The organism is Fuscovulum blasticum DSM 2131 (assembly GCF_003034965.1).
In the GTDB taxonomy this organism is placed as follows: Bacteria; Pseudomonadota; Alphaproteobacteria; order Rhodobacterales; family Rhodobacteraceae; genus Pseudogemmobacter; species Pseudogemmobacter blasticus.
This window is the reverse complement of the sequence record NZ_PZKE01000008.1, coordinates 138,659-163,952: the sequence shown is the minus strand read 5'-3', so window position 1 is coordinate 163,952 and position 25,294 is coordinate 138,659. Positions and strand designations below refer to the sequence as shown.

At 67.5% G+C, this 25,294-nt stretch carries 26 protein-coding genes; 19 read left to right on the top strand and 7 right to left on the bottom strand.

What is annotated here, in order from left to right:
* Position 1: 1 nt before the first annotated feature.
* From C5F44_RS10355 to C5F44_RS10335, 5 genes are all read right to left on the bottom strand, one after another.
* On the bottom strand, positions 2-1,084 hold the full coding sequence (locus tag C5F44_RS10355; protein WP_107673453.1) for a hydrogenase small subunit: 1,083 nt from the start codon (positions 1,082-1,084) through the stop codon (positions 2-4).
* A 185-nt stretch (positions 1,085-1,269) separates the two neighbouring features.
* Positions 1,270-3,516, bottom strand: coding sequence for a carbamoyltransferase HypF (gene hypF / locus C5F44_RS10350; protein WP_107673452.1), 2,247 nt, complete (start codon positions 3,514-3,516; stop codon positions 1,270-1,272).
* Between the two features lie 57 nt (positions 3,517-3,573).
* Complete coding sequence (locus C5F44_RS10345) at positions 3,574-4,992, bottom strand: nickel-dependent hydrogenase large subunit (RefSeq protein WP_107673451.1); 1,419 nt, start codon at positions 4,990-4,992, stop codon at positions 3,574-3,576.
* Positions 4,989-5,975, bottom strand: a complete 987-nt coding sequence (locus tag C5F44_RS10340; RefSeq protein WP_107673450.1) for an NADH-quinone oxidoreductase subunit B family protein — start codon at positions 5,973-5,975, stop codon at positions 4,989-4,991. The genes C5F44_RS10345 and C5F44_RS10340 overlap by 4 nt, the downstream gene beginning before the upstream one ends.
* Positions 5,972-7,303 (bottom strand): sensor histidine kinase, encoded by a 1,332-nt coding sequence (locus C5F44_RS10335; RefSeq protein ID WP_107673449.1) that lies wholly within the window; start codon positions 7,301-7,303, stop codon positions 5,972-5,974. Before C5F44_RS10335 ends, C5F44_RS10340 begins: the two co-directional genes overlap by 4 nt.
* 296 nt (positions 7,304-7,599) lie before the next feature.
* On the opposite strand from C5F44_RS10335, the gene C5F44_RS10330 reads away from it, so the two are divergent.
* From C5F44_RS10330 to C5F44_RS10260, 15 genes are all read left to right on the top strand, one after another.
* A complete protein-coding gene (locus tag C5F44_RS10330) occupies positions 7,600-8,208 on the top strand; it encodes a HyaD/HybD family hydrogenase maturation endopeptidase (RefSeq protein ID WP_181318247.1) in 609 nt (202 codons plus the stop codon).
* On the top strand, positions 8,208-8,528 hold the full coding sequence (locus tag C5F44_RS10325) for a HypC/HybG/HupF family hydrogenase formation chaperone (protein WP_107673448.1): 321 nt from the start codon (positions 8,208-8,210) through the stop codon (positions 8,526-8,528). Before C5F44_RS10330 ends, C5F44_RS10325 begins: the two co-directional genes overlap by 1 nt.
* Before the next feature lie 3 nt (positions 8,529-8,531).
* The gene (locus C5F44_RS10320) at positions 8,532-8,951 is read left to right on the top strand and encodes a thioredoxin domain-containing protein (RefSeq protein WP_107673447.1); all 420 of its coding nucleotides are present in this window, start codon (positions 8,532-8,534) and stop codon (positions 8,949-8,951) included.
* Between the two features lie 8 nt (positions 8,952-8,959).
* Entirely contained in the window at positions 8,960-9,793 is an 834-nt protein-coding gene (locus tag C5F44_RS10315; protein WP_107673446.1) for a hydrogenase expression/formation protein, read from the top strand.
* On the top strand, positions 9,790-10,572 hold the full coding sequence (hybE, locus tag C5F44_RS10310) for a [NiFe]-hydrogenase assembly chaperone HybE (RefSeq protein ID WP_107673445.1): 783 nt from the start codon (positions 9,790-9,792) through the stop codon (positions 10,570-10,572). The genes C5F44_RS10315 and hybE overlap by 4 nt, the downstream gene beginning before the upstream one ends.
* Positions 10,569-11,450, top strand: coding sequence for a hypothetical protein (locus C5F44_RS10305; RefSeq protein ID WP_107673444.1), 882 nt, complete (start codon positions 10,569-10,571; stop codon positions 11,448-11,450). Before hybE ends, C5F44_RS10305 begins: the two co-directional genes overlap by 4 nt.
* Entirely contained in the window at positions 11,438-11,779 is a 342-nt protein-coding gene (gene hypA, locus C5F44_RS10300; RefSeq protein ID WP_107673443.1) for a hydrogenase maturation nickel metallochaperone HypA, read from the top strand. The genes C5F44_RS10305 and hypA overlap by 13 nt, the downstream gene beginning before the upstream one ends.
* A 1-nt stretch (position 11,780) precedes the next feature.
* Complete coding sequence (gene hypB, locus C5F44_RS10295) at positions 11,781-12,812, top strand: hydrogenase nickel incorporation protein HypB (RefSeq protein ID WP_412917543.1); 1,032 nt, start codon at positions 11,781-11,783, stop codon at positions 12,810-12,812.
* Positions 12,809-14,287 carry a sigma-54-dependent transcriptional regulator gene (locus tag C5F44_RS10290; RefSeq protein ID WP_107673442.1) on the top strand — a complete coding sequence of 493 codons (1,479 nt, stop codon included), beginning with the start codon at positions 12,809-12,811 and terminating at the stop codon, positions 14,285-14,287. The genes hypB and C5F44_RS10290 overlap by 4 nt, the downstream gene beginning before the upstream one ends.
* Positions 14,288-14,290: 3 nt before the next feature.
* On the top strand, positions 14,291-14,572 hold the full coding sequence (locus C5F44_RS10285; protein WP_107673441.1) for a HypC/HybG/HupF family hydrogenase formation chaperone: 282 nt from the start codon (positions 14,291-14,293) through the stop codon (positions 14,570-14,572).
* On the top strand, positions 14,569-15,705 hold the full coding sequence (gene hypD / locus C5F44_RS10280; protein WP_107673440.1) for a hydrogenase formation protein HypD: 1,137 nt from the start codon (positions 14,569-14,571) through the stop codon (positions 15,703-15,705). Before C5F44_RS10285 ends, hypD begins: the two co-directional genes overlap by 4 nt.
* Position 15,706: 1 nt before the next feature.
* Entirely contained in the window at positions 15,707-16,729 is a 1,023-nt protein-coding gene (gene hypE, locus C5F44_RS10275; protein ID WP_107673476.1) for a hydrogenase expression/formation protein HypE, read from the top strand.
* 471 nt (positions 16,730-17,200) lie between these two features.
* The gene (pufB, locus tag C5F44_RS10270) at positions 17,201-17,356 is read left to right on the top strand and encodes a light-harvesting antenna LH1, beta subunit (RefSeq protein WP_107673439.1); all 156 of its coding nucleotides are present in this window, start codon (positions 17,201-17,203) and stop codon (positions 17,354-17,356) included.
* A gap of 11 nt (positions 17,357-17,367) precedes the next feature.
* Positions 17,368-17,589, top strand: a complete 222-nt coding sequence (locus C5F44_RS10265; RefSeq protein ID WP_107673438.1) for a light-harvesting protein — start codon at positions 17,368-17,370, stop codon at positions 17,587-17,589.
* A gap of 143 nt (positions 17,590-17,732) precedes the next feature.
* Complete coding sequence (locus C5F44_RS10260; RefSeq protein ID WP_107673437.1) at positions 17,733-19,154, top strand: PucC family protein; 1,422 nt, start codon at positions 17,733-17,735, stop codon at positions 19,152-19,154.
* A gap of 9 nt (positions 19,155-19,163) precedes the next feature.
* On the opposite strand, the gene msrB is transcribed toward C5F44_RS10260, so the two are convergent.
* Positions 19,164-19,625, bottom strand: coding sequence for a peptide-methionine (R)-S-oxide reductase MsrB (gene msrB, locus C5F44_RS10255; protein ID WP_107673436.1), 462 nt, complete (start codon positions 19,623-19,625; stop codon positions 19,164-19,166).
* Positions 19,626-19,791: 166 nt separating this feature from the next.
* On the opposite strand from msrB, the gene cobS reads away from it, so the two are divergent.
* The 4 genes from cobS (at position 19,792) to C5F44_RS10240 (ending at position 24,825) form a co-directional block, all read left to right on the top strand.
* The gene (gene cobS / locus C5F44_RS10250) at positions 19,792-20,766 is read left to right on the top strand and encodes a cobaltochelatase subunit CobS (RefSeq protein ID WP_107673435.1); all 975 of its coding nucleotides are present in this window, start codon (positions 19,792-19,794) and stop codon (positions 20,764-20,766) included.
* Positions 20,763-21,071: a hypothetical protein gene (locus C5F44_RS17830; protein ID WP_146161930.1), complete on the top strand. Its 309-nt coding sequence runs from the start codon at positions 20,763-20,765 to the stop codon at positions 21,069-21,071. The genes cobS and C5F44_RS17830 overlap by 4 nt, the downstream gene beginning before the upstream one ends.
* A gap of 1 nt (position 21,072) precedes the next feature.
* On the top strand, positions 21,073-22,944 hold the full coding sequence (gene cobT / locus C5F44_RS10245; RefSeq protein WP_107673434.1) for a cobaltochelatase subunit CobT: 1,872 nt from the start codon (positions 21,073-21,075) through the stop codon (positions 22,942-22,944).
* Between the two features lie 66 nt (positions 22,945-23,010).
* A complete protein-coding gene (locus C5F44_RS10240) occupies positions 23,011-24,825 on the top strand; it encodes an aminopeptidase P family protein (protein WP_107673433.1) in 1,815 nt (604 codons plus the stop codon).
* Here the strand turns inward: C5F44_RS10240 and C5F44_RS10235 are convergent.
* Entirely contained in the window at positions 24,804-25,211 is a 408-nt protein-coding gene (locus tag C5F44_RS10235) for a SufE family protein (RefSeq protein WP_107673432.1), read from the bottom strand. The genes C5F44_RS10240 and C5F44_RS10235 overlap by 22 nt on opposite strands.
* Between the last annotated feature and the right edge of the window lie 83 nt (positions 25,212-25,294).

The window sequence follows — 25,294 nt, the reverse complement described above, 5'->3', positions numbered from 1 at the left end:
TTCAGCCCTCCACTTTCTCTTGCTTCTTCTGGGCGCGTTTCAGGGCCGACACGGCGGCATGGACCGCGATGGCCCCGCCGACGGCACCTGCGGCGCCCATGCCCAGCTTGTCGGCATTGGCCTCGATGCCAAAGACATTGAGGTTGGTCACCCGGTCATAGAACGACCCCTGATCCCAGAACCCGTCTTCCGAACAGCCGATGCAGCCATGGCCGGACTGGATGGGGAAGCTGGTGCCTTCGTTCCAGCGCACGGTGGAACAGGCATTATAGGTGGTCGGGCCCTTGCAGCCCATCTTGTACAGGCAATAGCCCTTGCGCGCGTTGTCGTCGTCCCAGTGTTCGACGAACTGACCCGCGTCGAAATGCGGCCGGCGATAGCATTTGTCGTGGATGCGCTGGCCGTAGAACATGGCCGGGCGGCCCTGACGGTCCAGCTCGGGCAGGCGGTCGAAGGTCAGCATGTAGGTGATGACGCCGGTCATCACTTCCGCGATCGGCGGGCAGCCCGGCACCTTGATGATGGGCTTGTCGGTGATGACCTTGTGCACGGGCGTGGCCCGCGTCGGGTTCGGATGCGCGGCCTGCACGCAGCCATAGCTGGCGCAGGCGCCCCAGGAAATGATCGCCTTGGCGTCCTTGGCGGCATGTTTCAACTGTTCGACAAAGGGCTTGCCGCCGACGATGCAGAACATCCCGTCCTCGTTCAGCGGCGGGTTGCCTTCGACGGCAAGGATGTAGTTGCCCTTGTATTTCTGGATGGTCTCTTCCAGCGCCGCCTCGGCCGCATGGCCCGCGCTGGCCATCAGCGTGTGGTTGTAGTCGAGCGAGATCATCGACAGCACCACGTCCTTGGCCAGCGGATGCGCGCCCCGGATGAAACTTTCGGAACAGCAGGTACATTCCAGACCGCTGACCCAGATCACCGGGGTGCGGGGCTTGGTTTCCATCGCATGGGCGATCTTCGGCACGAAGGCCGGCCCAAGGCCCAGGGCGCTGGCGGTCAGCGCGCAGTATTTCATGAAGCTGCGGCGGGTAATGCCCTGCTTGCGCATGACCTCGTAGAAGGTCTCGATCTGCGTCATGTGTCCTCCCATCGGCCGGAAACGCACCCCGGCCCTTGGGTGCCATTCTGTGCCAGCCACGGGGCATGGGTCGCAGCGAAAGACCGCAGCCGAAAAATGGAATTTATCCGTTTAGATTCAGAATGTTGATTTATAATTCCGCGACTGCGAACGGTATCCGGCTGACCAGTTTCCACTGTGGATGGTCAGACTGTTTCCAGCCCACCTTCAGGCTGATCAGATGATTCGCCGGCCCCTTGCGCCAGCGCGACCAGCGCCTGACCGAAGGCCAGCCCGCCGTCATTTGCGGGCGTTGTGCGATGGGTCAGCACCGGCACGCCGTCCAGCGCGGCCAGCAGCGCATGGTGCAGACGGGCGTTTTGCAGGCAACCGCCAGACAGCGCCACCGCCCACGCCCGGCCCTGCGCGACCAGGTCGCGGGCGGGCGCGGCAAAGGCCGCCGCCAGACCATCGTGGAACCGGGCCGAGATCGTGGCAGGCGGCACACCATCGGCCAGATCCTGCGCCAGCGCCCGGAACATCGGCGCGGGGTCCAGACCGGGGCCGAAGGGATAGCCCTGCCCCGGCGGGCCGGCCAGCGCCTCAAGCCGCATCGCGGCCTCGCCCTCATGGCTTTGGGCGGCGGCGGCAAGGCCAAGGCAGGCCGCCACCGCATCGAACAGACGCCCTGCGGAACTGGAGAGCGGCGCGTTCACGCCCCCCGCCGCCATGGCCCGCAGCGCCGCCACCGGCTGGCCGGCGAACAGCCGGTCGGCCAGCGGCGCCAGCCCGGCCTGATCCAGCCGCATCACCGCATTGCGCCAGGGCTGGCGGCTGGCGGCATCGCCCCCCGGCAGGGCCGCGGGGCGCAGATGGGCCGCCCGGTCAAAGCCGGTGTAATCCCCCAGCAGCAGCTCGCCCCCCCAGACAGTACCGTCCGGCCCCAGACCCAGCCCGTCCAGCACGATGCCCGCCACCGGCCCGCCCTCCAAGGGCCAGAGGTTTTCGCCCAGACAGGCTGCCAGATGGGCGTGGTGGTGCTGCACCCGCACCAGCGGCAGGCCGGTTGCCTGCGCCGCGCGGGTGGCCACGAAATCGGGATGCAGGTCGCAGGCGGCCAGCGTGGGGCGATGGTCGAACAGGGCCGCATAATCGACCAATGCCTTGTGAAACTCATCCACCGACAGCGCGTCGGTCAGGTCGCCCAGATGGTGCCCCAAGAGCGCCTGCCCGTTCTTCACAAGGCAGATCGCCCCCTTCATCTGCCCGCCGGTGGCCAGCACCTGCCGGTCGGGAAACCCCGGCGGCAGCGGCAGCACCCCCGGCACCCGCCCGCGTGCCCGGCGCAGGACCATGGGTGGCGCGGCGCGCTCCACACTGTCATCCAGCCGCCGCGCGATGTCGCGGTCGTGCATCAGGAAACCGTCGGCGAAGGCGGCCAGCTTGTCGCGCGCCTCGGCATTGCCCACCACCTGCGGCTCGCCCGACAGGTTGCCGCTGGTCATCACCAGCACGCCGCCGAAGGCATGCAGCAGCAGGTGGTGCAGCGGCGTATAGGGCAGCATCACGCCCAGGCAGGCCATGCCGGGCGCCACCGCGTCCGGCAGCACCGCGCGCGAGGCGACCAGCACCACCGGCGCGGCCGGGTCACGCAGCAGAGCAAGATCGGCCGGGGTCAGCGCGGCAATGCCGTGCAGCGCGGCCTCAGCCGCCATCAGCGCGAAGGGCTTGGCCGGGCGGTGCTTGCGGGCGCGCAGCAGGGCCAGGGCCTGCGGGTTGGCGGCATCGCAGGCCAGATGGAACCCGCCCAGCCCCTTGACCGCAACCACGCCGCCCCGCCGCAATTCGGCCACCGCCTGCGCGACGGGATCGCCGGGCTTCTTGTCCCCGGCAACCTCATACCACAGACGGGGGCCACAGGCCGGGCAGGCCACCGGCTGGGCGTGAAAGCGGCGGTCGGCGGGGTTTTCATAGTCGGCCCGGCAGTCCGGGCACATTGGAAAAGCAGCCATCGTGGTCTGTGCCCGGTCATAGGGCAGACAGCGCAGGATGCTGAACCTTGGCCCGCAATGGGTGCAGTTGGTGAAGGCATAGCCCTGCCGCCGCCCGGGCGACCGGATCTCGGCCGCGCAGTCCGGGCAGGTGGCGGCATCCGGCGTGACGCGCGTTTCCGCCCCCTGCCCCCGGCTTTCAAGAATGGCAAAGCCGGGCGGCGCGGGCCCGTCCAGCGGCCCCGCCTCGACCGCATCCACCCGCGCCAGAAGCGGGGCCCGGGCGCGCAAGGCGGCTGCGAACGCGTCGATGTCTTCGCCCCAGACCTCGATCCCCACGCCCCCGGGGTCATTCCAGACCCGGCCGGTCAGCCCCATTTCGCGCGCAAGCTGCCAGACGAAGGGCCGGAACCCCACCCCCTGCACCTGCCCCCGCACCCGGATGAACTGCCCCGCACTCATTTTCTGTCCATAAATATCCCGGGGGTCCGGGGGCTGGCCCCCGGCCGCCGCATCCGCCTAATGCACCGTGCAGACCATGCAGGGATCGAAGCTGCGCACCACATGCTGCACGGCCAGCGGCACCGCCTCGCCGCCCACGGCCAAGCCTTCCAGCGCGGCCTCCAGCGGGCCGGGCTGGCCTGCGGCATCGCGCGGGCTGAAGTTCCAGGTGGTCGGCGCGATGATCTGGTAGCCCGCCACACGGCCGTTCTCGATCCGCATCCAGTGGCCCAGCGCGCCCCGTGCCGCCTCGACCAGACCGGCGCCGCTGCCGTGCCGCGGCAGCTTGCCCTGCGTCATATAGCTGGCACCCGGCTCGATCCCCTCGACCAGCCGCTCCATCACCGCCTGCGTCCGGGCCAGTTCCAGAAGCCGCCCGGCCACCCGTGCCAGCACCCCGCCGCCCGCCAGGGCACGGGCCAGCGGGTGGCCGTCCACCACCTGCCGCGCCAGCGCCCCCACCTCAACACTTTGGCCCGCCAGACGCGGGGCCTTGCACCAGCTATAGGCCGGGGCGGCCATCGCCTCGTCCGGCACGGTGCGCCCGTCCAGCGGATGGGCAGTCTCGCCCTGCATCCAGGCATGGCTCAGGTCTTCGCGGATCTGACCGGGGTCCAGCGGTGACAGGGTGCCGCCCGCCCAGACGCCACGGGCAAAGACCGGGCCGTTTTCCAGCGGATAGGCCCCGAAGGACAGATAGCGCCCGCTGCCCTGCCCCAGATTGGCAAGATCCAGATCGGCGGCAATCTCCAGAAACAGCGCCACGTCGCCCCGGCCCCAGGCCATCAGCCCGTCAAGGCAGTCCAGCGCCGCGAATTCTTCCAGCGGGCCGCCGAACAGCGGGCCTTCCAGATAGCGGCGAAAGGCGCGCAGCGTGGCCTGCAGCCGGGTCTTTTCCCGAAGCCCCGGCGCGCGGGTCACGCCGCCGGGCTGAATGGCCAGCGTATGCGGCCATTTCCCGGCCAGAAGGCCCATGATGTGCAACAGCTCGGCCCGCGCCTGCACAGCCGTGCGCTGTGCGCTGCCCTCAAGCGCGGTGAAACGGTCAACCGCGCGGCTGTGCCAGGGCCGGCCGGCATAGGCGGGGCGGGCGAAATCGGGCATGAAGAACAGGTGAAAATGCGTCAGATGGTCAGCCACGTTTTCGGCGGCATGGATCAGCGCCGCCATGGCCGCCCCCTGTGGCGTGGGGGTCAGCCCCATGGCCTGCCCCAGCGCCTGCGCCGCCGCCGCCGACTGGCTGATGGAGCAGATGCCGCAGATGCGCGGCGTGATCACCAGCGCATCGCGCGGATCGCGGCCTTCCAGCATCCGTTCGAACCCGCGATAGAGCGGCGCGTTGACCTGCGCGCGGGCAACGCGGCCCTCCTCGACCTCAAGCGTCACCTCAAGATCGCCTTCAACCCGGTTGAACGGGCCTACCACCAGCCGCGTCATCGCGGCTTCCGCAGGGTTGGCGGCACGACCACGCGGTCGGACTTGGCATTGGCGCCGATGCGTTCCGGCGTGGCGGCCTTGGACAGCGAGGCCAGCGCCATGAACCACGCCTTCGGCATGTCGGTGGGCAGGCCGACCGGGATGCCGGCGATCTTGGGCGTGTCCACGAAGGCATGCGCGGGGTCTTCGAACTGCGGCGCGGTGCAGTTGATGCAGGGGTATCCGCCCCGGGTGCAACTGCCCTCGCCGTTCCAGGGGCGGATGTTGCAATCGCCCACGGCCTGCGTGCCGATGCAGCCAAGGTTTTCCATCATGCAGCCGATTTCCGACAGTTCGCGCGCGGAAGCCTTGTATTCGTAGAATTCGTTTTTCGGGCAGCCGTGATGGACCAGATGGTCGGCATAGAACCGGGGCCGGGCATAGCCGTCCAGCGCCGGCACCTCGCCCGCCGCCAGCAGAAGCAGCGTTTCGGTCACCCAGCCGGGATGGGTGGGGCAACCGGCAACGTTGATCACCGGCCCGCCCGACAGGCTGCGCCAGCCCGCCCCCAGCAGCCCGCCGGGATGGGCGCCATCGTATTGCAGGCCCACGGCATCGGTCGGGTTGCCGCCCGCCGCGGTGACGCCGCCATAGGCGGCACAGGTGCCCACGGCCACCACATGCCGCGCCTTGGCGGCCAGCCGTTCCGTCCAGTGCATCAGGCTGTGCCCGGTGCCCGACAGCATCTGGAACCGCCCGGTCCCACCCGGACCGCGCGCGATGGCGCCCTCGACACACAGGATGTCCAGCGCCACGCGCCCTTCGGCCACATCGTCCAGGATCGCCCGCGCCTCGGCGCCGGTTTCCACCGACAGCGCCGGATGCCACAGCAGCCGGATGCCGGCATCGGCCAGCAGGTCCGGCAGGCCGGGGCTTTCGGCGCAGAGCAGCGACATGGTGCAGCCGCCGCAGCCTGACGCCTGCAACCACAGAAGCGTGGTCATGGAACGCCCCCGGCCAGCGGCAGTTCCAGCCGGAAACAGGCGCCGGGGCCAGCTTCGGCCAGCGTCAGGCTGCCGCCGTGTTCCTGCGCGATCTTGTGGCTGATCGACAGGCCAAGGCCGGTGCCGCGCCCGACCGGCTTGGTGGTGAAGAACGGATCGAAGATCGCGCCGCGCACCTCGGGCGGGACACCGGGGCCGTTGTCGGCCACCGTCAGCACGGCACGGCCGGCCCCGGTTCCGATCGACAGCCGGATTTCCGCGCCCTCGTGCCCCTCCAGCGCATCGACCGAGTTCTGGACAAGGTTCATCACCACCTGCTGCACATGGCCCACCCGGCCCCGCACCTGCACCGACGGCAGCGGGTCCATCACCAGGGCCACGGGCTGTTTCATGCCGCGCAAGACCCAGCTTGCGGCGATCCGCACGGTTTCGGCCAGATCGAAGACCACCGTTTCGCCCGACCCGTCAGACGACAGCCGGCGCAGGTCTTCCACGATGTCGCGCACCCGTTCGGCGCCGTCGCGGGCGCCCTGGATCGCCTCGCGCAGGTTGGCCAGTTCACGGTCCAGCCGCAGGGACTGCCGCAGCGCGATCAGTTCTTCACGGCCTGCGCCTTCCTGCACGCGGCCGAAATAGGTTTCGAACTTGGCCGCGTAGCGTTCCAGCGCATGAGCATTGGCATAGACGAAGCTGATCGGATTGTTCAGCTCATGCGCCACCCCCGCCAGCAGCCGGCCCAGCGAGGCCAGCTTTTCGTTGCGCACAAGCTGGGCCTGCGTGGTTTTCAGCGCGTCATGGCTTTCGCTGAGGTCGGCATAGGCCCGGCGCAAGGCGCCCAGCGGGCGGCCGGTCAGCACGAAGCCATCAACCCGGCCGCGATCATCCAGCCGCGGCGCGATGGACAGGTCCAGCGGTTCGGTGCCCGAGGCCGTCCGTAGGTTGATCTCAAGCCCCGCGCTGCGGCGGCGGTCGCGCACCATCTGCATCAGCCCCGCCAGCGGCGCGGCATCGGCGGGGTCGAACATCTCGGACAGCGGGCGGCCCAGCGCGGCGGCTTCGGAACAGCCCGTCAGCGCGGTCACCGACCGGCTGACCTGCGCGATGCGCCCGGCCCGATCGACCACGATCAGCACATCCGACACCGACGACAGGATCGCCGTCAGGAAGGTGCGCATCTCCTCAAGCTCGGCGTTCTGGCGTTCAAGCTGTTCCTGATAGACCACCAGATCGGCATAGGTCCGGTCCACCGCCGACAGCACCTCGATCCAGGCGTCGTCGGTGAAATGCGGGGGCCGTTCGGGCCCGGGGCTGCCAAGGTCGGGTGTCATGGGCAAATGCTAGAAGCGGCCCGCCCGCAGGGGAAGGGGAATTCGGGGGCGGTGATTTCGGGCCATACGGCCGCCACATTGGATATTCATCTTCCGTATCGACGCCAATTATGGAAAGTATCTTTCCAATTTCTTGCATGACTGCGACGCTTTGGCGCAGATTTTCCGCTGCACTCTCAACCGCTTGCAAGAAAACTCATCGGTTCTGAATTTCGCTTTCCCACCATCCTGCAAACCATGTTCTCACTTGTCACCCAAGTTGAAAGCCTTGCGACCAGCCACTGAGGGAGGAGCCGGTGTCGAAGCGTGTGTTGATTCTGGGCATCGGCAATGTGCTGTGGGCCGACGAAGGCTTTGGCGTGCGCTGCGTCGAAGCCATGGCCGAAAGCCACGCCCTGCCCGAGAATGTGCGACTGCTGGATGGGGGCACACAGGGGCTGTACCTGCTGCCCTTTCTGGAAGACGCCGATGCCCTGCTGGTGTTCGACGCCATCGACTATGGCCTGCCCCCCGGCACGCTGAAGCTGGTGCGCGATGGCGAGGTGCCCGCCTTCATGGGCGCCAAGAAGATGAGCCTGCACCAGACCGGCTTTCAGGACGTGATCGCCACGGCCCAGCTTCTGGGCCGCTGCCCGCTGCAGATGGTGCTGATCGGCTGCCAGCCGGTCGAGCTTGAGGATTACGGCGGCGGGCTGCGCCCCGAAGTGGCCGCCCGCATCCCGCAGGCCTTGCAGATCGCGCGCGACATTCTGGCCGACTGGGGCGTGACGGTCGGCGAAGGGCGTTCGGACGCCTCGCTTCTGGCCGACCCGTCCATCCGCTGGGCCGCCTATGAACAGGGCCGCCCCTCGGAAGACGAGGCCTGCCGCACCGGCGATGCCCGCTTCTTCCCCGGGTCTGCCTGATGTGCGTGGGTGTTCCCATGCGGGTGCTGTCGGTCGATGGCATCGCCGCCCGCGCGCAGGATGGGGACCGGGTGGAACTGGTCGACCTGTCGCTGTTGCCCGACGCGCGCCCCGGCGATTGGGTTCTCAGCTTTCTGGGCGCCGCCCGCGCCCTGCTGCCCGAGGGAGAGGCGCTGAAGATCCGCGCCGCGCTGGACGGGTTGAAGGCGCTGATGACGGGCGGCGATCTGGGCGATGCCTTCGCCGATCTTGAGGCGCGCGCCCCGCAGCTTCCCCCCCATTTGCAGGCCGCATTTGATGCCGGCCGCACGGAAGGATGATCCATGCACGACCACGCCCCCGACCATGACCTGCCCGCGGCTTCAGCCCCCAATCCGCTGATTGCGCGGCTGGAACAGGAATTCGGTTATCCGCGCCTGTGCTCGGCGCAGGATATGGCGGAATTCCTGGCCCGGCCCGGCGCGCATTGCCTGTTCGTTCCCGGCGATCCCCGGCGAAATCTGGAAACCGCCGATGCGGCGGTGATCCTGCCGGAACTGCGGCTGACGTTCCAGAATACCTTTGACTGCGCGGTGGTGGATGACGCCATCGAAGCGGCCTTGCGCGAAGAAACCCGCGCGCTGAAAACGCCCGGTTTCCTGTTCTACCGCGACGGCGCCTTTCTGGGCGCCATCGAAAAGGTGCGCGACTGGTCGGATTATCTGGCCCGCGTCACTCATATCCTGTCGCTTTCCCCAGCCTGAGGTCCACCATGGCATCGCCCTTCATGCTTCCCCCCACGGGCTTTGGCCCCGGCTCGCAGCCCGATCCGGCGGGTGAGTTGCAATACATGCCGCTGCCCTCGGGGATGCGGACCTATGCGCCGCATATCCCCGAGGCCGACGATCCGGTGGCCACCGCCGAGGCGCTGGCGATGCTGGCCGAGATGGCCGCCGCCTGTGACGCCACCGCAAAAGGCGCAGGCCCGGCCGAGTTCGACCTGTCCACCCTTTCGCCCAAGGCGCGCAAGGTGATGGCCGATGCGCTTGGGCAGGGCGAGGTGTCGATCCGGCTGCGCGGCCTGCCCGCCGTGATGGTGCAGGAAAGCGTGTTCGCCGGGGTCTGGATGCTGCTGGCCGCCGGGATCGACCGGGTCGAGATCGGGCCGGTGCCGGGGTTGACGCTGGCCCGCGCCCATGTGCCCCACCGCCCGGCCCTGGGCACACAGGCCCGCCGTATTGCCGGGCTGGCCAATGCCCCCGCCGTGCTGACCGAACTGATCGACCGTTCGCGCAGCCGCCAGCCCGGCGACAGCGCGCATGTGATCAACCTGACCCTGCTGCCCCACACGCCCGAAGACCTGCTCTGGCTGGACGAGGCGCTTGGTGAAGGCGCAGTCACCGTGCTGTCGCGCGGCTATGGCAACTGCCGGGTGACAGCCACCGCGCTGGCCGGGGTCTGGCGGGTGCAGTTCTACAATTCGATGGACACGCTGATCCTGGACACGTTCGAAGTGACCGACATGCCCGAAGTGGCGCTGGCGGCGGCGGAAGACCTGTCTGACAGTGCCATCCGCATCCGCGACGTGATCGAGGCGATCCGATGACCGGCGCGCCCCGCACACAGGGCTTTGAAGGCAGCTATCTGGGCGCCGCAGACCGGATCAGCGCGCAGGCGATCATGGAATGCAAGATCTGCTGGACGCCCTATGACCCAGCCGAGGGTGACGACACCCGGCAGGTGCTGCCGGGCACCGCCTTCGTCGATCTGCCGGACGACTGGACCTGCCCCGGCTGCACCGCGCCCAAGGCGCAGTTTCTGGTGCGCGAAGACCCCGGCGCCCCGGCGGCGGCCGTGCTGGATGAAATGGCCGCGCGCAGCCGCGCGCTGGTGGCCGACTTTACCGAGATCTTCAACAGCAAGATGCGCGACGTGCCCATGGTGAACCATGCGCTGCATGTGCAGGCGGTAGAGTTCCAGCCCTGGGAGGGCGGGTTCCTGGGCGTGCTGGTCGCGCCCTGGTTCATGAACCTGGTCTTCCTGCCGCCCGCCAGCCGCCCCGTGCTGGGGGCCGGCGAAAAGGAAGTGATCGCCTTCCCGTCGGGTGAATACGAATTCTTGCACAACAGCCGCGAGATGACCGGGCCTTATCTGGCCTGTTCGCTGTTCTCGCCCATGGGCGATTTCACCAGCCAGCTTCAGGCGGTGGATGTGGCACGCGCGGTGATGGCAGAGCTTTTCAAGCCGGAAAACCGGGCCGAAACCGACCGCGCCGCCGAAATCCGGGCCCGACGCGAGGCGGAACTGGCCCCGCCGCCGCCCGAACCGGAGGAGGAGAGCGAACCCTCGCGACGGCGGCTGATTACCGGGGGGCTTGGCGGATGACGCTTTCGGCGGTCACCATCACGCTGGCCGCTGACGGTCCGCGCCTTGCCGCAGCCCCGCCGCTGCCGGTCGAGGCGCTGATCCTTGGCAAGCCCGTGACCGAGGCCGCCGACTTGCTGCCGCGCCTGTTCAACCTGTGCGCCGGGGCGCAGGGTCTGGCGGCGCGGCTGTCGCTGGGGCTGCCGCCCGGCGACGGTGATCCCGCCGCCGAAATTGTCCGTGACCATCTGGCCCGCGCCTGTGTCACCCTGCGCGCGGCGGCCGGGCTGGCCCCGCTGCGGCTGCCCGCAGATCCCGCCACGCTGTTTGGCCCCGCCGGCCGGTTGCCGCGGGATCGCGCCGACTTTTCGGACTGGATCGCCAGCCCCGCCCCTGCCGCCGCCCTTGCCGCGCGCCTTGTGGCCCTGTTCCCCGCAGGTGCTGCCACCTGCCCCGCCCTGCCCCCGCCCCCAGCCGATGATCCGCTGGCCGAAGGCGCATTCGAGAATTCCGCTGCCGGGCGGCAGGCCGACCACCCGCTGTTGCGCAGCATCGAGGCTGACCAAGGGCGCGGCCCGCTCTGGCGTTATCTGGGTCTGCTGGCCGATCTTGAGGCCGCGATGGAGGGCCGCCTGCCGCCCGCCACCTGCCACAACGGCATTGCCGTGGTTCCCGCCGCGCGGGGGGCCTATGCGCTGCGTCTGACGCAGACGGCCGGAATCGTGACCGGCCTTGCCCGCCGCACCCCGACCGATCACCTGCTGGCCCCCGGCGGCGCGCTGCTGCAATCGCTGGCCCGCCTGCCCGGCGCGGACGGCCGCCTTGCGCCCCTTGTCGTGGCGCTGCACGATCCTTGCCTTCCGGTGACCCTGCGCGAGGCCGAGCCATGCACGAGATGAGCCTTGTCGAAGGCATCCGCAGCATCGTGCTGGATCAGGCGCGCACGCATGGCTTTTCGCGCGTTACCGTGCTGCGGCTGGAAATCGGCCGGTTTGCCGGGGTGGAAAAGCCCGCGCTGGACTTCGCCTTCGACGTGGTGATGCGCGGCAGCCCCGCCGAAGGCGCACGGCTTGAAATCATCGACCTGCCCGGACAGGCCATGTGTTACGACTGCATGACCGCGGTCGAGATTGCCAGCCGTCTGGACCCCTGCCCCCGCTGCGGCGGCGGCAGGCTGATCCCCAACGGCGGCGATGAAATGCGGATCAAGGATATGGAGGTGGTTTGACATGTGCACGGTTTGCGGATGTTCGGACAAGGTCATCGTGGACGGCCGCGAGATGAGCCATGACGAGGCGCACCGTCTGGGGCTGGCGCATCACCACGCCCATTCCCACGGCGACGGCCTGCCCCATGGCCATGATCACACGCATGATCATTCGCACGGCCACAGCCACCCGCACCGGCATGGCGACACGCTGCATGACCATCCGCACGACCACCACCACAGCCATCCGCATGATCATGCCCATGGCGCGGGTCACAGCCATGGCGATGCCGATCACGCCCATGACCATGGGGGCGGCGACCACCATCACCCGCATGAGGGCACGCATCATTACGGCCTTGGCGCCGCCGGCGTTTCGGTGCCCGGCCTGACGCAAGCCCGGCTGATCGAGGTGGAAACCTCGATCCTGGCCAAGAACGATGCCATCGCGCAGGGCAACCGCCGGGTGCTGACCGCGCTTGGCACGCTGGCGCTGAACCTGGTTTCCAGCCCCGGATCGGGCAAGACCACGCTGCTGTGCAAGACGATCGAAGCCCTTGGCGACACCCCGCTTGCGGTGATCGAGGGCGACCAGCAAACCAGCGCGGACGCCGACCGCATCCGCGCCACCGGCGCGCGGGCGATCCAGATCAACACCGGCAAGGGCTGCCATCTGGATGCGCAGATGGTGGGCCATGCGATTGACGAGCTGCGCCCCCGACCGAATTCCCTGCTGTTCATCGAGAATGTCGGCAACCTTGTCTGCCCCGCCGCCTTTGATCTGGGCGAGGATGCCAAGGTGGCGATCCTGTCCGTGACCGAGGGCGAGGACAAGCCGCTGAAATACCCCGACATGTTCACCGCCGCGCGGCTGGCGATCCTGAACAAGGTGGACCTTGCCCCGCATTGCGACGTGGATCTGGACCTGTATGAAGAAAACCTGCGCCGCGTGAACCCCGACATCACCATCCTGCGCCTGTCGGCCCGCAGCGGCGAAGGCATGGCCACCTGGATCGACTGGCTGCGCGCCCGGCTGGCGGAGAAGGCGGCATGACAGCGACCCGGCCCACCGTTCTTCTGGTCGATGACGAGCCACATTCGCTGTCCGCCATGCGGATGGCGCTTGAAGACGAATTCGACTGCGTGACCGCGCCCGATGCCGAAGCCGCCCTGATCCGCATGGAAGAGGAATGGGTGCAGGTGGTGGTCTGCGACCAGCGGATGCCGGGCCGCACCGGGGTGGAATTCCTGGCCGACCTGCGCGAACGCTGGCCCGATGCCGTGCGCATCATCATCACCGGCTATACCGACCCCGCCGCCATGGCGCAGGCGATCAATGATGCCGGCATCCACCAGTTCCTGACCAAGCCCTGGCACCCCGACCAGTTGCTGATGGCGGTGCGCAACGGCGCGCGGCTGTTCGGCCTTGCGCGCGAGAATGAGCGGATGGCGCTGGAAATGCGCTTCCTGGCCTCGACCGCGCAGACCAAGCTGGAAAAACGCCGCCTTGCGCTGCGCGACGGGATGGGGTTCGAGACGATCCTCCGCTCGCCCCTCAGCCCGATGAGCGCGCTGGTCGAAACCGCCCGCCATTACGCCAGTTTCGACGTGCCCGTCCTGCTGACGGGCGAAGCCGGCACCGGCCGGGCGCGGCTGGCGCGGGCCATGCACTTCGGCAGCCTGCGGTCGGACAAGCCGTTTCACGCGGTCAATCTGGCCGGCCTGCCCGAAGACCTGGCCCTGATCGAGATCTTCGGCGCCAAGCGCGGCGTTCTGCCGGGCGGCGTGAACCGGATCGGTCTGGCGCAGAAGGCCGACCGGGGCACCCTGTTCATCGAAGGCATCGAACATGCCAGCCCCGCGCTGCAACTGGCACTGTGGCGGCTGCTGGACGAGGGCAGCTTTACCCCCCAGGGCGGGCAGGAAGTGCTGACCACCAACCTGCGCCTGATTGCCGCCACCGGGGGCGATCTGGCCGCGCGGGTAGCTGACGGCGCCTTCCGCCCCGACCTTTACTATGCGCTGTCGGTGGCAGAACTTTCCATCCCGCCGCTGCGCGCCCGGCGGGGCGATGTGGCGATCCTGGCGCAGGAATTTCTGGCCGACCTTGCCGCGCGCCACGGAAAGCCCGCGCAAGGCTTTACCCCGGCGGCGCTGGAGTTTTTGGAAAACTACGACTGGCCCGGCAACCTGCGCGAATTGCGCAACGAGGTGACGCGGATGCTGATCTTCGCGCAGGCCCCGGTTCTGGGGGCCGAACTGATCAGCCGCGCCATCCTGCAGGCCCCGCCGTCAGACGCAGGCGCGGACCGCAGCGCCGAAGGCGTGCTGACCGCCGCCGGCACGCTGAAGGACCGGGTCGAGCTGATCGAGATGCGCATCCTGCGCGAAACGCTGACCCGCCACCGCTGGAACAAGTCGCGCGCGGCGGTGGAACTGGGCCTGTCGCGCGTTGGCCTGCGCGCCAAGCTGGACCGTTATGGCATCCTCGATCCCTCGGGCCGGGTGCATGAGGAAGAGGAGGACTGAGCCATGTGTCTGGGGATACCGGGGCAGATCACCGCCATCACCGACGCCGCCCGCCTGATGGCCATGGCCGAGGTGTCGGGCGTGCGCCGCGAGGTGAATGTCGCCTGCGTGGCGGGGAATGATCTGGGCGCGCTGGTCGGACAATGGGCGCTGATCCATGTCGGCTTTGCGATGAGCCTGATCGACGCCGACGAAGCCGCGAAAACTCTGGAGGCCCTGCGCGATCTGGGCGAGGCGCAAGAGGCACTGGACCAGATGGCCGCGTCTGATGAGGCGCTGGCATGAAATTCGCCTCGGAATTCCGCGACCCCGCCGCCGCACGCGCGCTGCTGTCGGCCATTGCCCGAAAGGCCGACCAGATCGGCGCCACCCGGGCGAACCCCGTTCACATCATGGAAATCTGCGGCGGGCATACCCATTCGATCTTTCGCTACGGTCTGGACAAGCTGATTCATGAGGGGGTCGAGTTCATCCACGGCCCCGGCTGCCCGGTCTGCGTGCTGCCGATGGCGCGGGTTGATGAATGTGTGGAGATTGCCGAACGCCCCGGCGTGATCTTCACCACCTTCGGCGATGCGATGCGGGTGCCGGGCCACCGCAAAAGCCTGATGCAGGCGAAATCGGCCGGGGCCGACATCCGCATGGTCTATTCGCCGCTGGATGCGCTGCAACTGGCCCGGCGCAACCCGGGCCGCGAGGTGGTGTTCTTCGGGCTGGGGTTCGAGACGACCACGCCGTCGACGGCGCTTTCCATCCAGCAGGCCGCGCGCGAGGGGCTGACCAACTTCAGCGTGTTCTGCAACCACATCACCGTGCCCGAACCGATCAAGGCGCTGCTGGATGACCCCGACATGACGCTGGATGGCTTCATCGGCCCCGGCCATGTGTCGATGGTGATCGGCATCCACCCCTATGACTTCATCGCCCGCGATTATGGCAAACCCATCGTCGTGGCGGGGTTCGAGCCGACCGATCTGCTGCAATCGGTGCTGATGGTGCTGACCCAGATTGCCGAGGGGCGCGCGGCGGTGGAAAACCAGTATGCCCGCGTCGTGCCCGAACACGGCAACCCGGTCAGTCTGGCCGCCATCGCCGATGTCTATGAACGCCGCCCCAGCTTTGAATGGCGGGGTCTGGGCGAGATTGATGCCAGCGGGCTGCGCATCCGCCCGGCCTATGCTGCCTTCGATGCCGAGGAGAAATTCGGCATCGGCTATGCGGCGGGGGCACGCAACGTGTCGGAAATCGAAGGCTGCGCCTGTGGATCGGTGATGACCGGCAAGCTGAAGCCCACGCAATGCCCGCAGTTCGGCAAGGGCTGCACGCCCGAAATGCCGCTGGGGGCGCTGATGGTGTCATCGGAAGGCGCCTGCGCGGCCTATTGGCAATATGCCGGCGCGCGGGGGGCGGCTGCCTGACATGGCCCTGCGCGATACCCATGTGACCCTGGCCCATGGCGGCGGCGGGCGCGCGATGCGCGACCTGATCGACGAGGTGTTCACCGCCGTCTTCCAGCCCCCCGGAACCGAGGATCAGGCCCGCCTGATGACCGCCGCCCTGCAGGAACCCGGCGCCCGGCTGGCATTTACCACCGACAGTTTCGTCGTCACGCCGCTGGAATTTCCGGGCGGCGACATCGGCACGCTGGCGGTTTGCGGCACGGTCAATGATCTGGCCGTGGGCGGCGCGCGGCCCTTGTGGCTGTCGGCGGCCTTCATCATCGAGGAAGGCTGCGAGATCGCGCTTCTGCGCCGCATCGTCGCCAGCATGGCGGCCGAAGCGGCGAAGGCTGGCGTCCGCATCGTCACCGGCGATACCAAGGTGGTGGAACGCGGCAAGGCCGACCGCGTGTTCATCACCACCGCCGGGGTTGGCGTGATCCCTGCCGGGGTCGAGCTCGGCGTGGCGCAGATCCGCCCCGGCGATGCGGTCATCGTCAACGGCGTTCTGGGCGACCATGGCGCCGCCATCCTGGCCGCGCGGGGCGATCTGGCGCTGTCGGTGGACCTTGCCTCGGATTGCGCGGGTCTTGGCCATCTGATGCAGGCCGCGCTGGCCGCCGCCCCCGGCCTGCACGCCGCGCGCGACTGCACCCGTGGCGGGCTGGCCAGCGCGCTGAACGAAATGGCGGCCGAGGCCGGGGTCGCGGTCGAGATCGACGAAACCCGCCTGCCGCTGCGCCCCGAAGTGGTGGGCGTCTGCGAAATCCTGGGCCTTGATCCGCTGTATCTGGCGAACGAAGGCCGGCTGGTGCTGTTCTGCCCCGAGGATCAGGCGCCGGGCCTGCTGGCCGCGCTGCGATCGCTGCCCGAAGGCGCGGGCGCGGTGCAGATCGGCCGCGCCCTGCCCGGCCCCGCCGGCCGCGTGACCCTGCGCACCGCGTTCGGCGGCGCACGCATCGTGGACATGCTGGTGGGCGAGCAGTTGCCGCGCATCTGCTGACGCCGGCCCGGACCGCCGCCTGAGTCCGTACACCGTGGCATACGACTCAAACCGGGCTTCCGGCGGGGACGTGCGGGCCGGCGGCGGCCAGTCTCAACCCGGAATATGCCGCAGATCCGGCCTGTTTCACCCCTGGAATTCCGACCGACCGACCGTCGCGACAAGTGGACGCAGCGCCGTGTCGCGCCGGCTGATCGTGTTTTCGCAAAATCCAGCAAGACAATGTTTTTATTTTATTTTATCTGGCGCACTCCCATAGGATTCCTGTCAGATGGCACGGCTTCCGGCGGTTGGATGGCTGTAACGGGCCAAATTAAATCAAGCATCTCGTGTAAATAATTTCTGACAGTTGATGATGTCAATAAAACGTGACAGTCTTTCCTTGCAACCTAGGGACCCCCCAAAGGTGGCGATGAGGGTTCGGTCATCACCCTCGCGAAACATTCGATGGCCAAACAAATGGAGACGTAAATGGCAGACGATCCTGATAAGGTCTGGCCGAGCGGGCTGACCCTGAAAGAAGCTGAGGAAGTTCACGAGCAAGTGATCCTCGGCACCCGTATTTTCGGCGGCGTTGCCGTCATCGCCCACGTGCTCGCGGCTGTCGCGACCCCGTGGCTCGGTTGATGGAGGGCTAAATGATTTTCCCGAAAGTTTGGCTCGTCGTGAAACCCGGCGTCGGCATTCCGCTGATGCTGTCCGCCGTCGCCGTGTCGGCTCTCGCCATCCACGTTGGCGTGCTGACCCAGACCAACATCTTCTCGGACTACTGGAATGGTCGTCCGATCACCGCTGCTGGCGCTGCGGTGGCTGAGCTGACCCCGACCGCTTCGGCGAACGATGTGGCTCTGCTGAAGTAAGACCCCTGCGCCGCCCTTCGGGGCGGCGCATCCCCACCCCAGGGTCGGGAGCCCCGGACCTCCGAGGGGCGTCCCGATATTTGCGTTTCTGGCGGCGCCGGGCCGGCAAGACCCGCAATCCGCCACATGGATGGACCCGGCACATGGCTGACCTGAAGAGCATCGTCGTGAACAAGCTGGCGGGGCTCGGGCCGCGCTGGATGCCCTTCGCGGATGTCGCCACGCCGGACGTTCCCCTTTCGCGCCTGATGCGGCTGGCCCTGTTGCAGGTCACGGTCGGTATGGCGCTGGTGCTGATGGCCGGCACGCTGAACCGGGTGATGATCGTCGAGCTGGACGTTCCTGCCAGCCTTGTGTCGATCATGCTGGCGCTGCCGTTGCTGTTCGCCCCCTTCCGCGCGGTGATCGGGTTCAAGTCCGATACGTTCCGCTCGGCCCTCGGCTGGCGCCGCATCCCCTTCATCTGGAAGGGCACGATGCTGCAGTTCGGCGGCTTTGCCATCATGCCCTTCGCGCTGCTGGTGCTGTCTCAGCAAGGCTATGCCGCCGAAGCGCCGCGCTGGCTGGGCCTGTCCTCGGCCGCGCTGGCCTTCCTGCTGGTGGGGGCCGGGCTGCACATCGTGCAGACGGTCGGCCTGGCGCTGGCAACCGATCTGGTGACCGAGGAAGACCATCCCAAGGTCGTGGGGCTGATGTATGTCATGCTGCTGTTGGGCATGATCATCAGCGCCTGGCTGTATGGGATGCTGCTGGTCCAGTATTCGCCGGGCCGGCTGATCCAGGTGATCCAGGGCTCGGCCGTGGTGACCATCGCGCTGAACGGCTATGCCATGTGGAAGCAGGAGGCCCGCAATCCCCGGCGCGCCCGTGACGTGGCCGAGGAGATCGGCTTTTCCGCCTCGCTCAAGGCGCTGTCGAACATTCGCGGCATGAAGCCGCTGCTGCTGCTGATCGCCTTCGGCACCGCCGGTTTCGGTATGGCCGACGTGCTGATGGAACCGTTCGGCGGCCAGGTTCTGGGCATGACGGTTTCGGAAACCACCAAGCTGACCGTGGTGCTGGCGCTTGGCACGCTGGTGGGCTTCGTCGGTGCCTCGCGCTGGCTTGCCCGCGGCCGCGCACCGCTGGGGGTGGCCCTGTTCGGGGCGCTGGTCGGCGTGCCCGCCTTTGGCGTGGTGATCCTGTCAGCCTCGACCCTGAGCATTGTTTCCTTCGTGGGCGCCACCTTTGCGGCGGGCTTCGGCGCCGGCCTGTTTGGCCATGGCACGCTGACGATGACCATCCGCATTGCCCCGCCGCGCCAGACCGGGCTTGCGCTTGGTGTCTGGGGCGCGGTGCAAACCACCTCGGCCGGGCTTGCCATTGCCGCGGGCGGCGCGTTGCGCGACGCGATGCTGGCCAGCGGTGATCGCGGGCTTGACGCGACAGCCCCCTATATCACGGTCTTTGCCGTTGAAATGGCGCTGCTGGTCGCGGCGCTGGTGGTGATCGTTCCGCTGTGGATGAACGGGCACAAGGGCAACCTGCGGTCCCGCGCCCCGATACTGGATCAGGCGCGGTCCTGACAGGGGGCCTCAGGCCGGACGGAACACCAGCGCCAACCCGTTCATGCAGTAGCGCAACCCCGTGGGCGGCGGGCCATCGGGGAAGACATGGCCGAAATGCCCGCCACAGCGGCGGCAGTGCACCTCGGTCCTTGTGCCCAGGAACAGCGACGTATCTTCGCGCGTGGCAATCGCATCCGGCAGCGGTTGCCAGAAACTGGGCCAGCCGGTGCCGCTGTCGAACTTGGTTTCGGACGAGAACACCGCCAGATCGCAGCCCGCGCAATGATAGGTGCCCGCGCCATATTCCTTGTCCAGCGGGCTGGACCCGGCGCGTTCGGTGTCTTCCTCGCGCAGGACGGCATATTGTCGGGGCGTCAGGCGGGCGCGCCATTCGGCTTCGGACAGGGTGATTTCAAACCCGCCTTCGGCGCGGGCGGGCCGGGCCAGCCCCAGCGCGGCGGCAGTGGCAAGAAACAGGCGGCGGTGCATCGGCAATCTCCCCTTCGCGCGCAGTCTACCCACCGATACGACCGCGGCACAGCAGCGGATTTGCCCGATCACGCAGATTCGTTGCCGGCCGCCGGCCGGGCTTCCCCTTGCGGCCCTGCGCGATATGTTCCATGAACCGTAGGAACGAAATTTCTGGACGCCCGCCATGCTGGATCAAGTGACGAAACCGACCGAGGAAGTCTCGGTCCGCGATCTCTTCGGAATCGATACCGAAATGCGCGTGAAGGCCTTTGAGTCACGATCCGACCGCGTGCCCGAGATCGACCCGACCTACAAGTTCGACCCCGACACCACGCTGGCGATTCTGGCCGGCTTTGCCTACAACCGCCGCGTGATGATCCAAGGCTATCACGGCACCGGCAAATCGACCCATATCGAACAGGTGGCGGCGCGGCTGAACTGGCCCTGCGTGCGGGTGAACCTTGACAGCCACATCAGCCGGATCGACCTGATCGGCAAGGATGCGATCAAGCTGGAAGACGGCAAGCAGGTGACGAAGTTCCATGAGGGCATCCTGCCCTGGGCGCTGCGCAACCCCGTTGCCATCGTGTTCGACGAATATGACGCCGGCCGCGCCGACGTGATGTTCGTGATCCAGCGCGTGCTGGAACATGACGGCAAGCTGACGCTGCTGGACCAGAACGAGATCATCACCCCCCACCCGTCCTTCCGACTGTTCGCCACGGCGAACACCGTGGGTCTGGGCGACACGACCGGGCTTTACCACGGCGTGCAGCAGATCAACCAGGCGCAGATGGACCGCTGGTCGCTGGTTGCGACGCTGAACTACCTGTCCCATGACGCGGAAACCGCGATCGTTCTGGCCAAGAACGCCCATTACAACACCGACAAGGGCCGCAAGATCATTTCGCAGATGGTCACCGTGGCCGACCTGACCCGCACCGCCTTCATGAACGGCGATCTTTCGACCGTGATGTCGCCGCGCACCGTGCTGAACTGGGCCCAGAACGCCGAGATCTTCCGCAATGTCGGCTATGCCTTCCGGCTGAGCTTCCTCAACAAATGCGATGAGCTGGAACGCCAGACCGTGGCCGAGTTCTACCAGCGCTGCTTCAACGAGGAACTCCCGGAAAGCGCCGCCAGCCAGGCGATGAAGTGAAACTTGTTGCTGCCGCAATTGTTCTTTTGATTGGGTGGCAAGCCTACCAACTCGGCTACAGAAGCGGCCAGCGCTCTTCAGCGGATTACGCTGCCGCGATTGCCGAAAAGGCCAGAAGTTGGGAAAATGAGCGGATCAAGAGCCTCGAAGCAATGCTTGCTGCATTTCCTTCGAAAGAACAGTGTGTTCCAATCATGCTTGATCAGCAGATAGACGAATACGCATTCTGCAAAGAGTTGCTTTCAGAAAGTCAGAACCGGGACACGGAATGGCAAGACGATCGCGAACAAGACTGGGGCCGGTAGAATGACCAAACCCACCGACAACCCAGCCGATCCGTTCAAGAAGGCGCTTGCCGAGGCGACGCGCACCATGGCGGACGACCCGGATATGACGGTCTCCTATTCCGTCGATCCGCCGGGCATGAACAAGGAAGGCATCCGCCTGCCGCAGGTTTCGCGCCGCCTGACGCGGGACGAGGTGTTGCTGGCGCGGGGCACGGCCGATGCCTTCGCGCTGCGCCGCAAGTTCCATGACGAAGGCGTGTCGGGCCGCTATGCCCCCACCGGGCAACTGGCGCGCGACATCTATGACGCGATGGAAACCGCCCGCTGCGAGGCGATGGGGGCGCGGGAAATGCCCGGCACCGCCACCAATATCGACGCAAAGATCGGGCATGAGGCCGACCGCAAGGGCTATGCCCAGATCACCAGCCAGCAGGATGTGCCGCTTTCGGTGGCGGCGGGCTATCTGGTGCGCAATCTGGCCACCGGGCGCGACCTGCCCGCCGGCGCGCAGAACGTGATGAACCTGTGGCGCGGTTTCATCGAGGATCAGGCCGGCGGCACGCTGGAAACGCTGGACCATGTGCTGTCCGATCAGGCCGCCTTTGCCCGGCTGACCCGCAAGGTGATTTCCGACCTGGGCTATGGCGACCAGCTTGGCGACGATCCCGACCGCCCGGAAGAAGACGATCTGGGCGACGAGGCCGAGGAAGACGAGGACAGCCCCGAGTCCAACGGCGAGGAACAGCAGGACGGCGACGACAGCGAAGCCGCGCCCGAACGCAGCCAGGACGAACAGCAGGATGAATCGCAGGCGCAGGTCTCGACAGAAGACAGCGCCGACATGGAACAGGGCGACGAAACCGAGATGCCCGACGGCGAAACGCCGCTGGAGCCGCCGCCGCCCGCGCCCTATTCCGATGCCGACCCGAACTACACCGTTTACACGACCGACTTCGACGAAGAGATCAAGGCCGAGGATCTGGCCGAACCTGCCGAACTGGAACGGCTGCGCGCCTATCTGGACCAGCAGCTTGACCCGCTGAAAGGCGCGGTGGGGCGGCTGGCGAACAAGCTGCAACGCCGCTTGCAGGCACAGCAGAACCGATCCTGGCTGTTCGATCTGGAGGAGGGCATCCTGGACGCCGGCCGTCTGGCCCGCGTGGTGGCCAACCCGACGACGCCGCTGTCGTTCAAATGGGAAAAGGACACCGAGTTCCGCGACACCGTGGTGACGCTGCTGCTGGACAATTCGGGGTCCATGCGCGGCCGCCCGATTTCCATTGCCGCGATCTGCGCCGATGTGCTGGCGCGCACGCTGGAACGCTGCTCGGTCAAGGTCGAGATCCTGGGGTTCACCACCCGCGCCTGGAAGGGCGGCCAGAGCCGCGAACGCTGGCTGGCGCAAGGCCGGCCGCAGGGTCCGGGCCGCCTGAACGACCTGCGCCACATCATCTACAAATCGGCCGATGCCCCCTGGCGGCGGGCGCGGGCCAATCTGGGCCTGATGATGAAGGAAGGGCTGCTGAAGGAAAACATCGACGGCGAGGCGCTGGAATGGGCGCATCGCCGGATGCTGGCCCGCCCCGAGGCGCGCAAGATCATGATGGTGATTTCGGACGGCGCCCCGGTGGACGATTCCACCCTGTCGGTCAATCCGGCCAGCTTCCTGGAAAAGCACCTGCGCGACGTGATTGCCATGGTCGAACGCCGCAAGGCGGTGGAACTGATCGCCATCGGCATCGGCCATGACGTGACGCGCTATTACCAGCGCGCCGTGACCATCACCGATGTCGAGCAACTGGCCGGCGCGATGACCGAACAGCTTGCGGGCCTGTTCGACAAGGACCCGCGCGCAAGGGCCCGGATGCTGGGCATCCGCAAGGCGGGCTGAGGGGGCTTTCGCCCCCATACGCCAGCGGCCGCCGCGCCGGAGATTTGCAGAAGGGAAAGCCTGACCGTGTTCCAGACCTTCGACAGCCCAGCCTCGCCCGAACAGGGCCCGCCCCGCCTGGCAGCCCTGCGGGCCGCGCTGGCCGCCGAAGGGCTGGCCGGGTTCATCGTGCCACGGGCCGATGCGCATCAGGGCGAATATGTCGCCGGGCGGGATGACCGGCTGCAATGGCTGACCGGCTTCACCGGATCGGCCGGCTTCTGCGTGGTGCTGCCCACGGTGGCCGGCGTCTTCATCGACGGGCGCTACCGCACGCAGGTCAAGGCGCAGGTGGACCTTGCCGCCTATACGCCGGTGCCCTGGCCCGAGGTGAAGCCCGGCCCCTGGATCGCCGACCATCTGGCAGCGGGCGATGTGGGCTTCGATCCCTGGCTGCACACGGCGGACGAGATCGACAAACTTCGCACAACACTTGAAGATTGCGATGTATCCATCAGGTCAACAAGGAATTTTGTCGATTCCATTTGGCCGGATCAGCCCACCGCTCCGCTGGGCCGCGCCTTCGTGCACCCCGATGCCCTGGCGGGCGAAAGCAGCGCCGACAAGCGGGCCCGTCTGGCCGAAGGCTTGCGCAGCGTGGGCCAGCGTGCCGCCGTTCTGACCCTGCCCGACAGCCTGTGCTGGCTTCTGAACATCCGCGGCGCCGACGTGCCGCGCAACCCCATCCTGCACGGCTTTGCCATCCTGCATGACGATGCGCGCGTCACCCTGTTCACGGACGCCGCCAAGATCGACGAGACGGTGCGCGCCCACCTTGGACAGCAGGTCACCCTGCGCCCGCCCTCGGCCTTCGTGCCGGCGCTACATACGCTGCAAGGCCCGGTGCGGGTGGACCGCGCCACCGCCCCGCTGGCGGTGTCAGACGAATTGCACGAGGCGGGGGTCGAGGTCGCCTGGGGTGATGACCCCTGCCGCCTGCCCAAGGCAAGGAAGAACGCCGCCGAGATTGGCGGGATGCGCGAGGCGCATCTGCGCGACGGGGCCGCGATGGTCGAATTCCTGTGCTGGCTGGATGCCCAGCCCCCCGGCAGCCAGACCGAGATTTCGGTGGTGCGCGCGCTGGAAGGCTTCCGCCGCGCCACCAATGCGCTGCATGACATCAGCTTTGACACCATCAGCGGCGCCGGCCCGAACGGCGCCATAATGCATTACCGCGTGACCGAGGAGACCAACCGCCAGGTTGCCCCCGATGAGCTGCTGCTGGTCGATTCGGGCGCGCAATACCCGGACGGCACCACCGACATCACCCGCACCATTGCCATGGGCCGCCCCGACCCCGAGGCGGTGGACTGCTACACCCGCGTGTTGCAGGGGCTTATCGCCATTTCGCGCGTCCGCTGGCCGGTCGGCCTGTCGGGCCGCGACCTGGACCCGCTAGCGCGGTTTCCGCTGTGGGTTGCCGGGCGCGATTTCGACCATGGCACCGGCCATGGCGTCGGTGCGTTCCTGTCGGTGCATGAAGGCCCGCAGCGGCTGAGCCGCCTTTCCGAAGTGCCGCTGGAACCCGGCATGATCCTGTCGAACGAGCCGGGCTATTACCGCGAGGGCGCCTTCGGCATACGGCTGGAAAACCTGATTGTGGTGCAAGAGGCCGCAAAGGGCGCCGATGCGCATCGCCGCCAGCTTGCCTTCGAGACGCTGACCTTCGTGCCCTTCGACCGCCGCCTGATCGACACCGCCCGCCTGTCGCCGGATGAGCGTCAGTGGCTGAATGCCTATCACGCCGCAGTTCTGGAAAGGATCGGCCCCCGCCTGTCGGAGGCCGCCCTGCGCTGGCTGCAAGCCGCCTGCGCGCCGCTTCAGGCGGCCGCAGCGGTCTGACGAATCCGCTCGACCATGGCGCGCAGCCCGTTCGACCGCTGCGACGACAGGTGATCGTTCAGCCCCAGCCGGCCCAGTTCGGCCGCGGCATCGACGCGGGCAACCTCGGCCACCGGCAGGCCGGCATAAAGCGCATGGAGAATGGCGATCAGCCCGCGCACGATCATCGCATCGCTGTCGCCCTGAAAGTCGAACCGCCCACCCTCGATCTGCGGGCGCAGCCAGACCTGGCTGGCGCAGCCATCCACCTTGTAGGCCGGCACGCGGAAACTGTCGTCCAGCGGCGGCATCGCCTTGCCCAAGTCGATGACATGGCGATAGCGGTCCTCCCAGTCGTCCAGGAATTCCAGCGTCTCGGCGATGTCTTCAAAGGCGGGCGTGGCCATGGCGGTCTCCTTCGTCTTCTTCAGGTAGTCCCCCGCGCCGCCAAGGTCCAGACCCGGAAACGGGCGCTTTTCAAAGCGCGCCC

Excerpts from the sequence above, each read along its gene's own strand:
- C5F44_RS10355 (WP_107673453.1), bottom strand. The coding sequence starts at position 1,084 with ATGACGCAGATCGAGACCTTCTACGAGGTCATGCGCAAGCAGGGCATT.
- hypF (WP_107673452.1), bottom strand. The coding sequence starts at position 3,516 with ATGAGTGCGGGGCAGTTCATCCGGGTGCGGGGGCAGGTGCAGGGGGTG.
- C5F44_RS10345 (WP_107673451.1), bottom strand. The coding sequence starts at position 4,992 with ATGACGCGGCTGGTGGTAGGCCCGTTCAACCGGGTTGAAGGCGATCTT.
- C5F44_RS10340 (WP_107673450.1), bottom strand. The coding sequence starts at position 5,975 with ATGACCACGCTTCTGTGGTTGCAGGCGTCAGGCTGCGGCGGCTGCACC.
- C5F44_RS10335 (WP_107673449.1), bottom strand. The coding sequence starts at position 7,303 with ATGACACCCGACCTTGGCAGCCCCGGGCCCGAACGGCCCCCGCATTTC.
- C5F44_RS10325 (WP_107673448.1), top strand. The coding sequence starts at position 8,208 with ATGTGCGTGGGTGTTCCCATGCGGGTGCTGTCGGTCGATGGCATCGCC.
- C5F44_RS10320 (WP_107673447.1), top strand. The coding sequence starts at position 8,532 with ATGCACGACCACGCCCCCGACCATGACCTGCCCGCGGCTTCAGCCCCC.
- C5F44_RS10315 (WP_107673446.1), top strand. The coding sequence starts at position 8,960 with ATGGCATCGCCCTTCATGCTTCCCCCCACGGGCTTTGGCCCCGGCTCG.
- hybE (WP_107673445.1), top strand. The coding sequence starts at position 9,790 with ATGACCGGCGCGCCCCGCACACAGGGCTTTGAAGGCAGCTATCTGGGC.
- C5F44_RS10305 (WP_107673444.1), top strand. The coding sequence starts at position 10,569 with ATGACGCTTTCGGCGGTCACCATCACGCTGGCCGCTGACGGTCCGCGC.
- hypA (WP_107673443.1), top strand. The coding sequence starts at position 11,438 with ATGCACGAGATGAGCCTTGTCGAAGGCATCCGCAGCATCGTGCTGGAT.
- hypB (WP_412917543.1), top strand. The coding sequence starts at position 11,781 with ATGTGCACGGTTTGCGGATGTTCGGACAAGGTCATCGTGGACGGCCGC.
- C5F44_RS10290 (WP_107673442.1), top strand. The coding sequence starts at position 12,809 with ATGACAGCGACCCGGCCCACCGTTCTTCTGGTCGATGACGAGCCACAT.
- C5F44_RS10285 (WP_107673441.1), top strand. The coding sequence starts at position 14,291 with ATGTGTCTGGGGATACCGGGGCAGATCACCGCCATCACCGACGCCGCC.
- hypD (WP_107673440.1), top strand. The coding sequence starts at position 14,569 with ATGAAATTCGCCTCGGAATTCCGCGACCCCGCCGCCGCACGCGCGCTG.
- hypE (WP_107673476.1), top strand. The coding sequence starts at position 15,707 with ATGGCCCTGCGCGATACCCATGTGACCCTGGCCCATGGCGGCGGCGGG.
- pufB (WP_107673439.1), top strand. The coding sequence starts at position 17,201 with ATGGCAGACGATCCTGATAAGGTCTGGCCGAGCGGGCTGACCCTGAAA.
- C5F44_RS10265 (WP_107673438.1), top strand. The coding sequence starts at position 17,368 with ATGATTTTCCCGAAAGTTTGGCTCGTCGTGAAACCCGGCGTCGGCATT.
- C5F44_RS10260 (WP_107673437.1), top strand. The coding sequence starts at position 17,733 with ATGGCTGACCTGAAGAGCATCGTCGTGAACAAGCTGGCGGGGCTCGGG.
- msrB (WP_107673436.1), bottom strand. The coding sequence starts at position 19,625 with ATGCACCGCCGCCTGTTTCTTGCCACTGCCGCCGCGCTGGGGCTGGCC.
- cobS (WP_107673435.1), top strand. The coding sequence starts at position 19,792 with ATGCTGGATCAAGTGACGAAACCGACCGAGGAAGTCTCGGTCCGCGAT.
- cobT (WP_107673434.1), top strand. The coding sequence starts at position 21,073 with ATGACCAAACCCACCGACAACCCAGCCGATCCGTTCAAGAAGGCGCTT.
- C5F44_RS10235 (WP_107673432.1), bottom strand. The coding sequence starts at position 25,211 with ATGGCCACGCCCGCCTTTGAAGACATCGCCGAGACGCTGGAATTCCTG.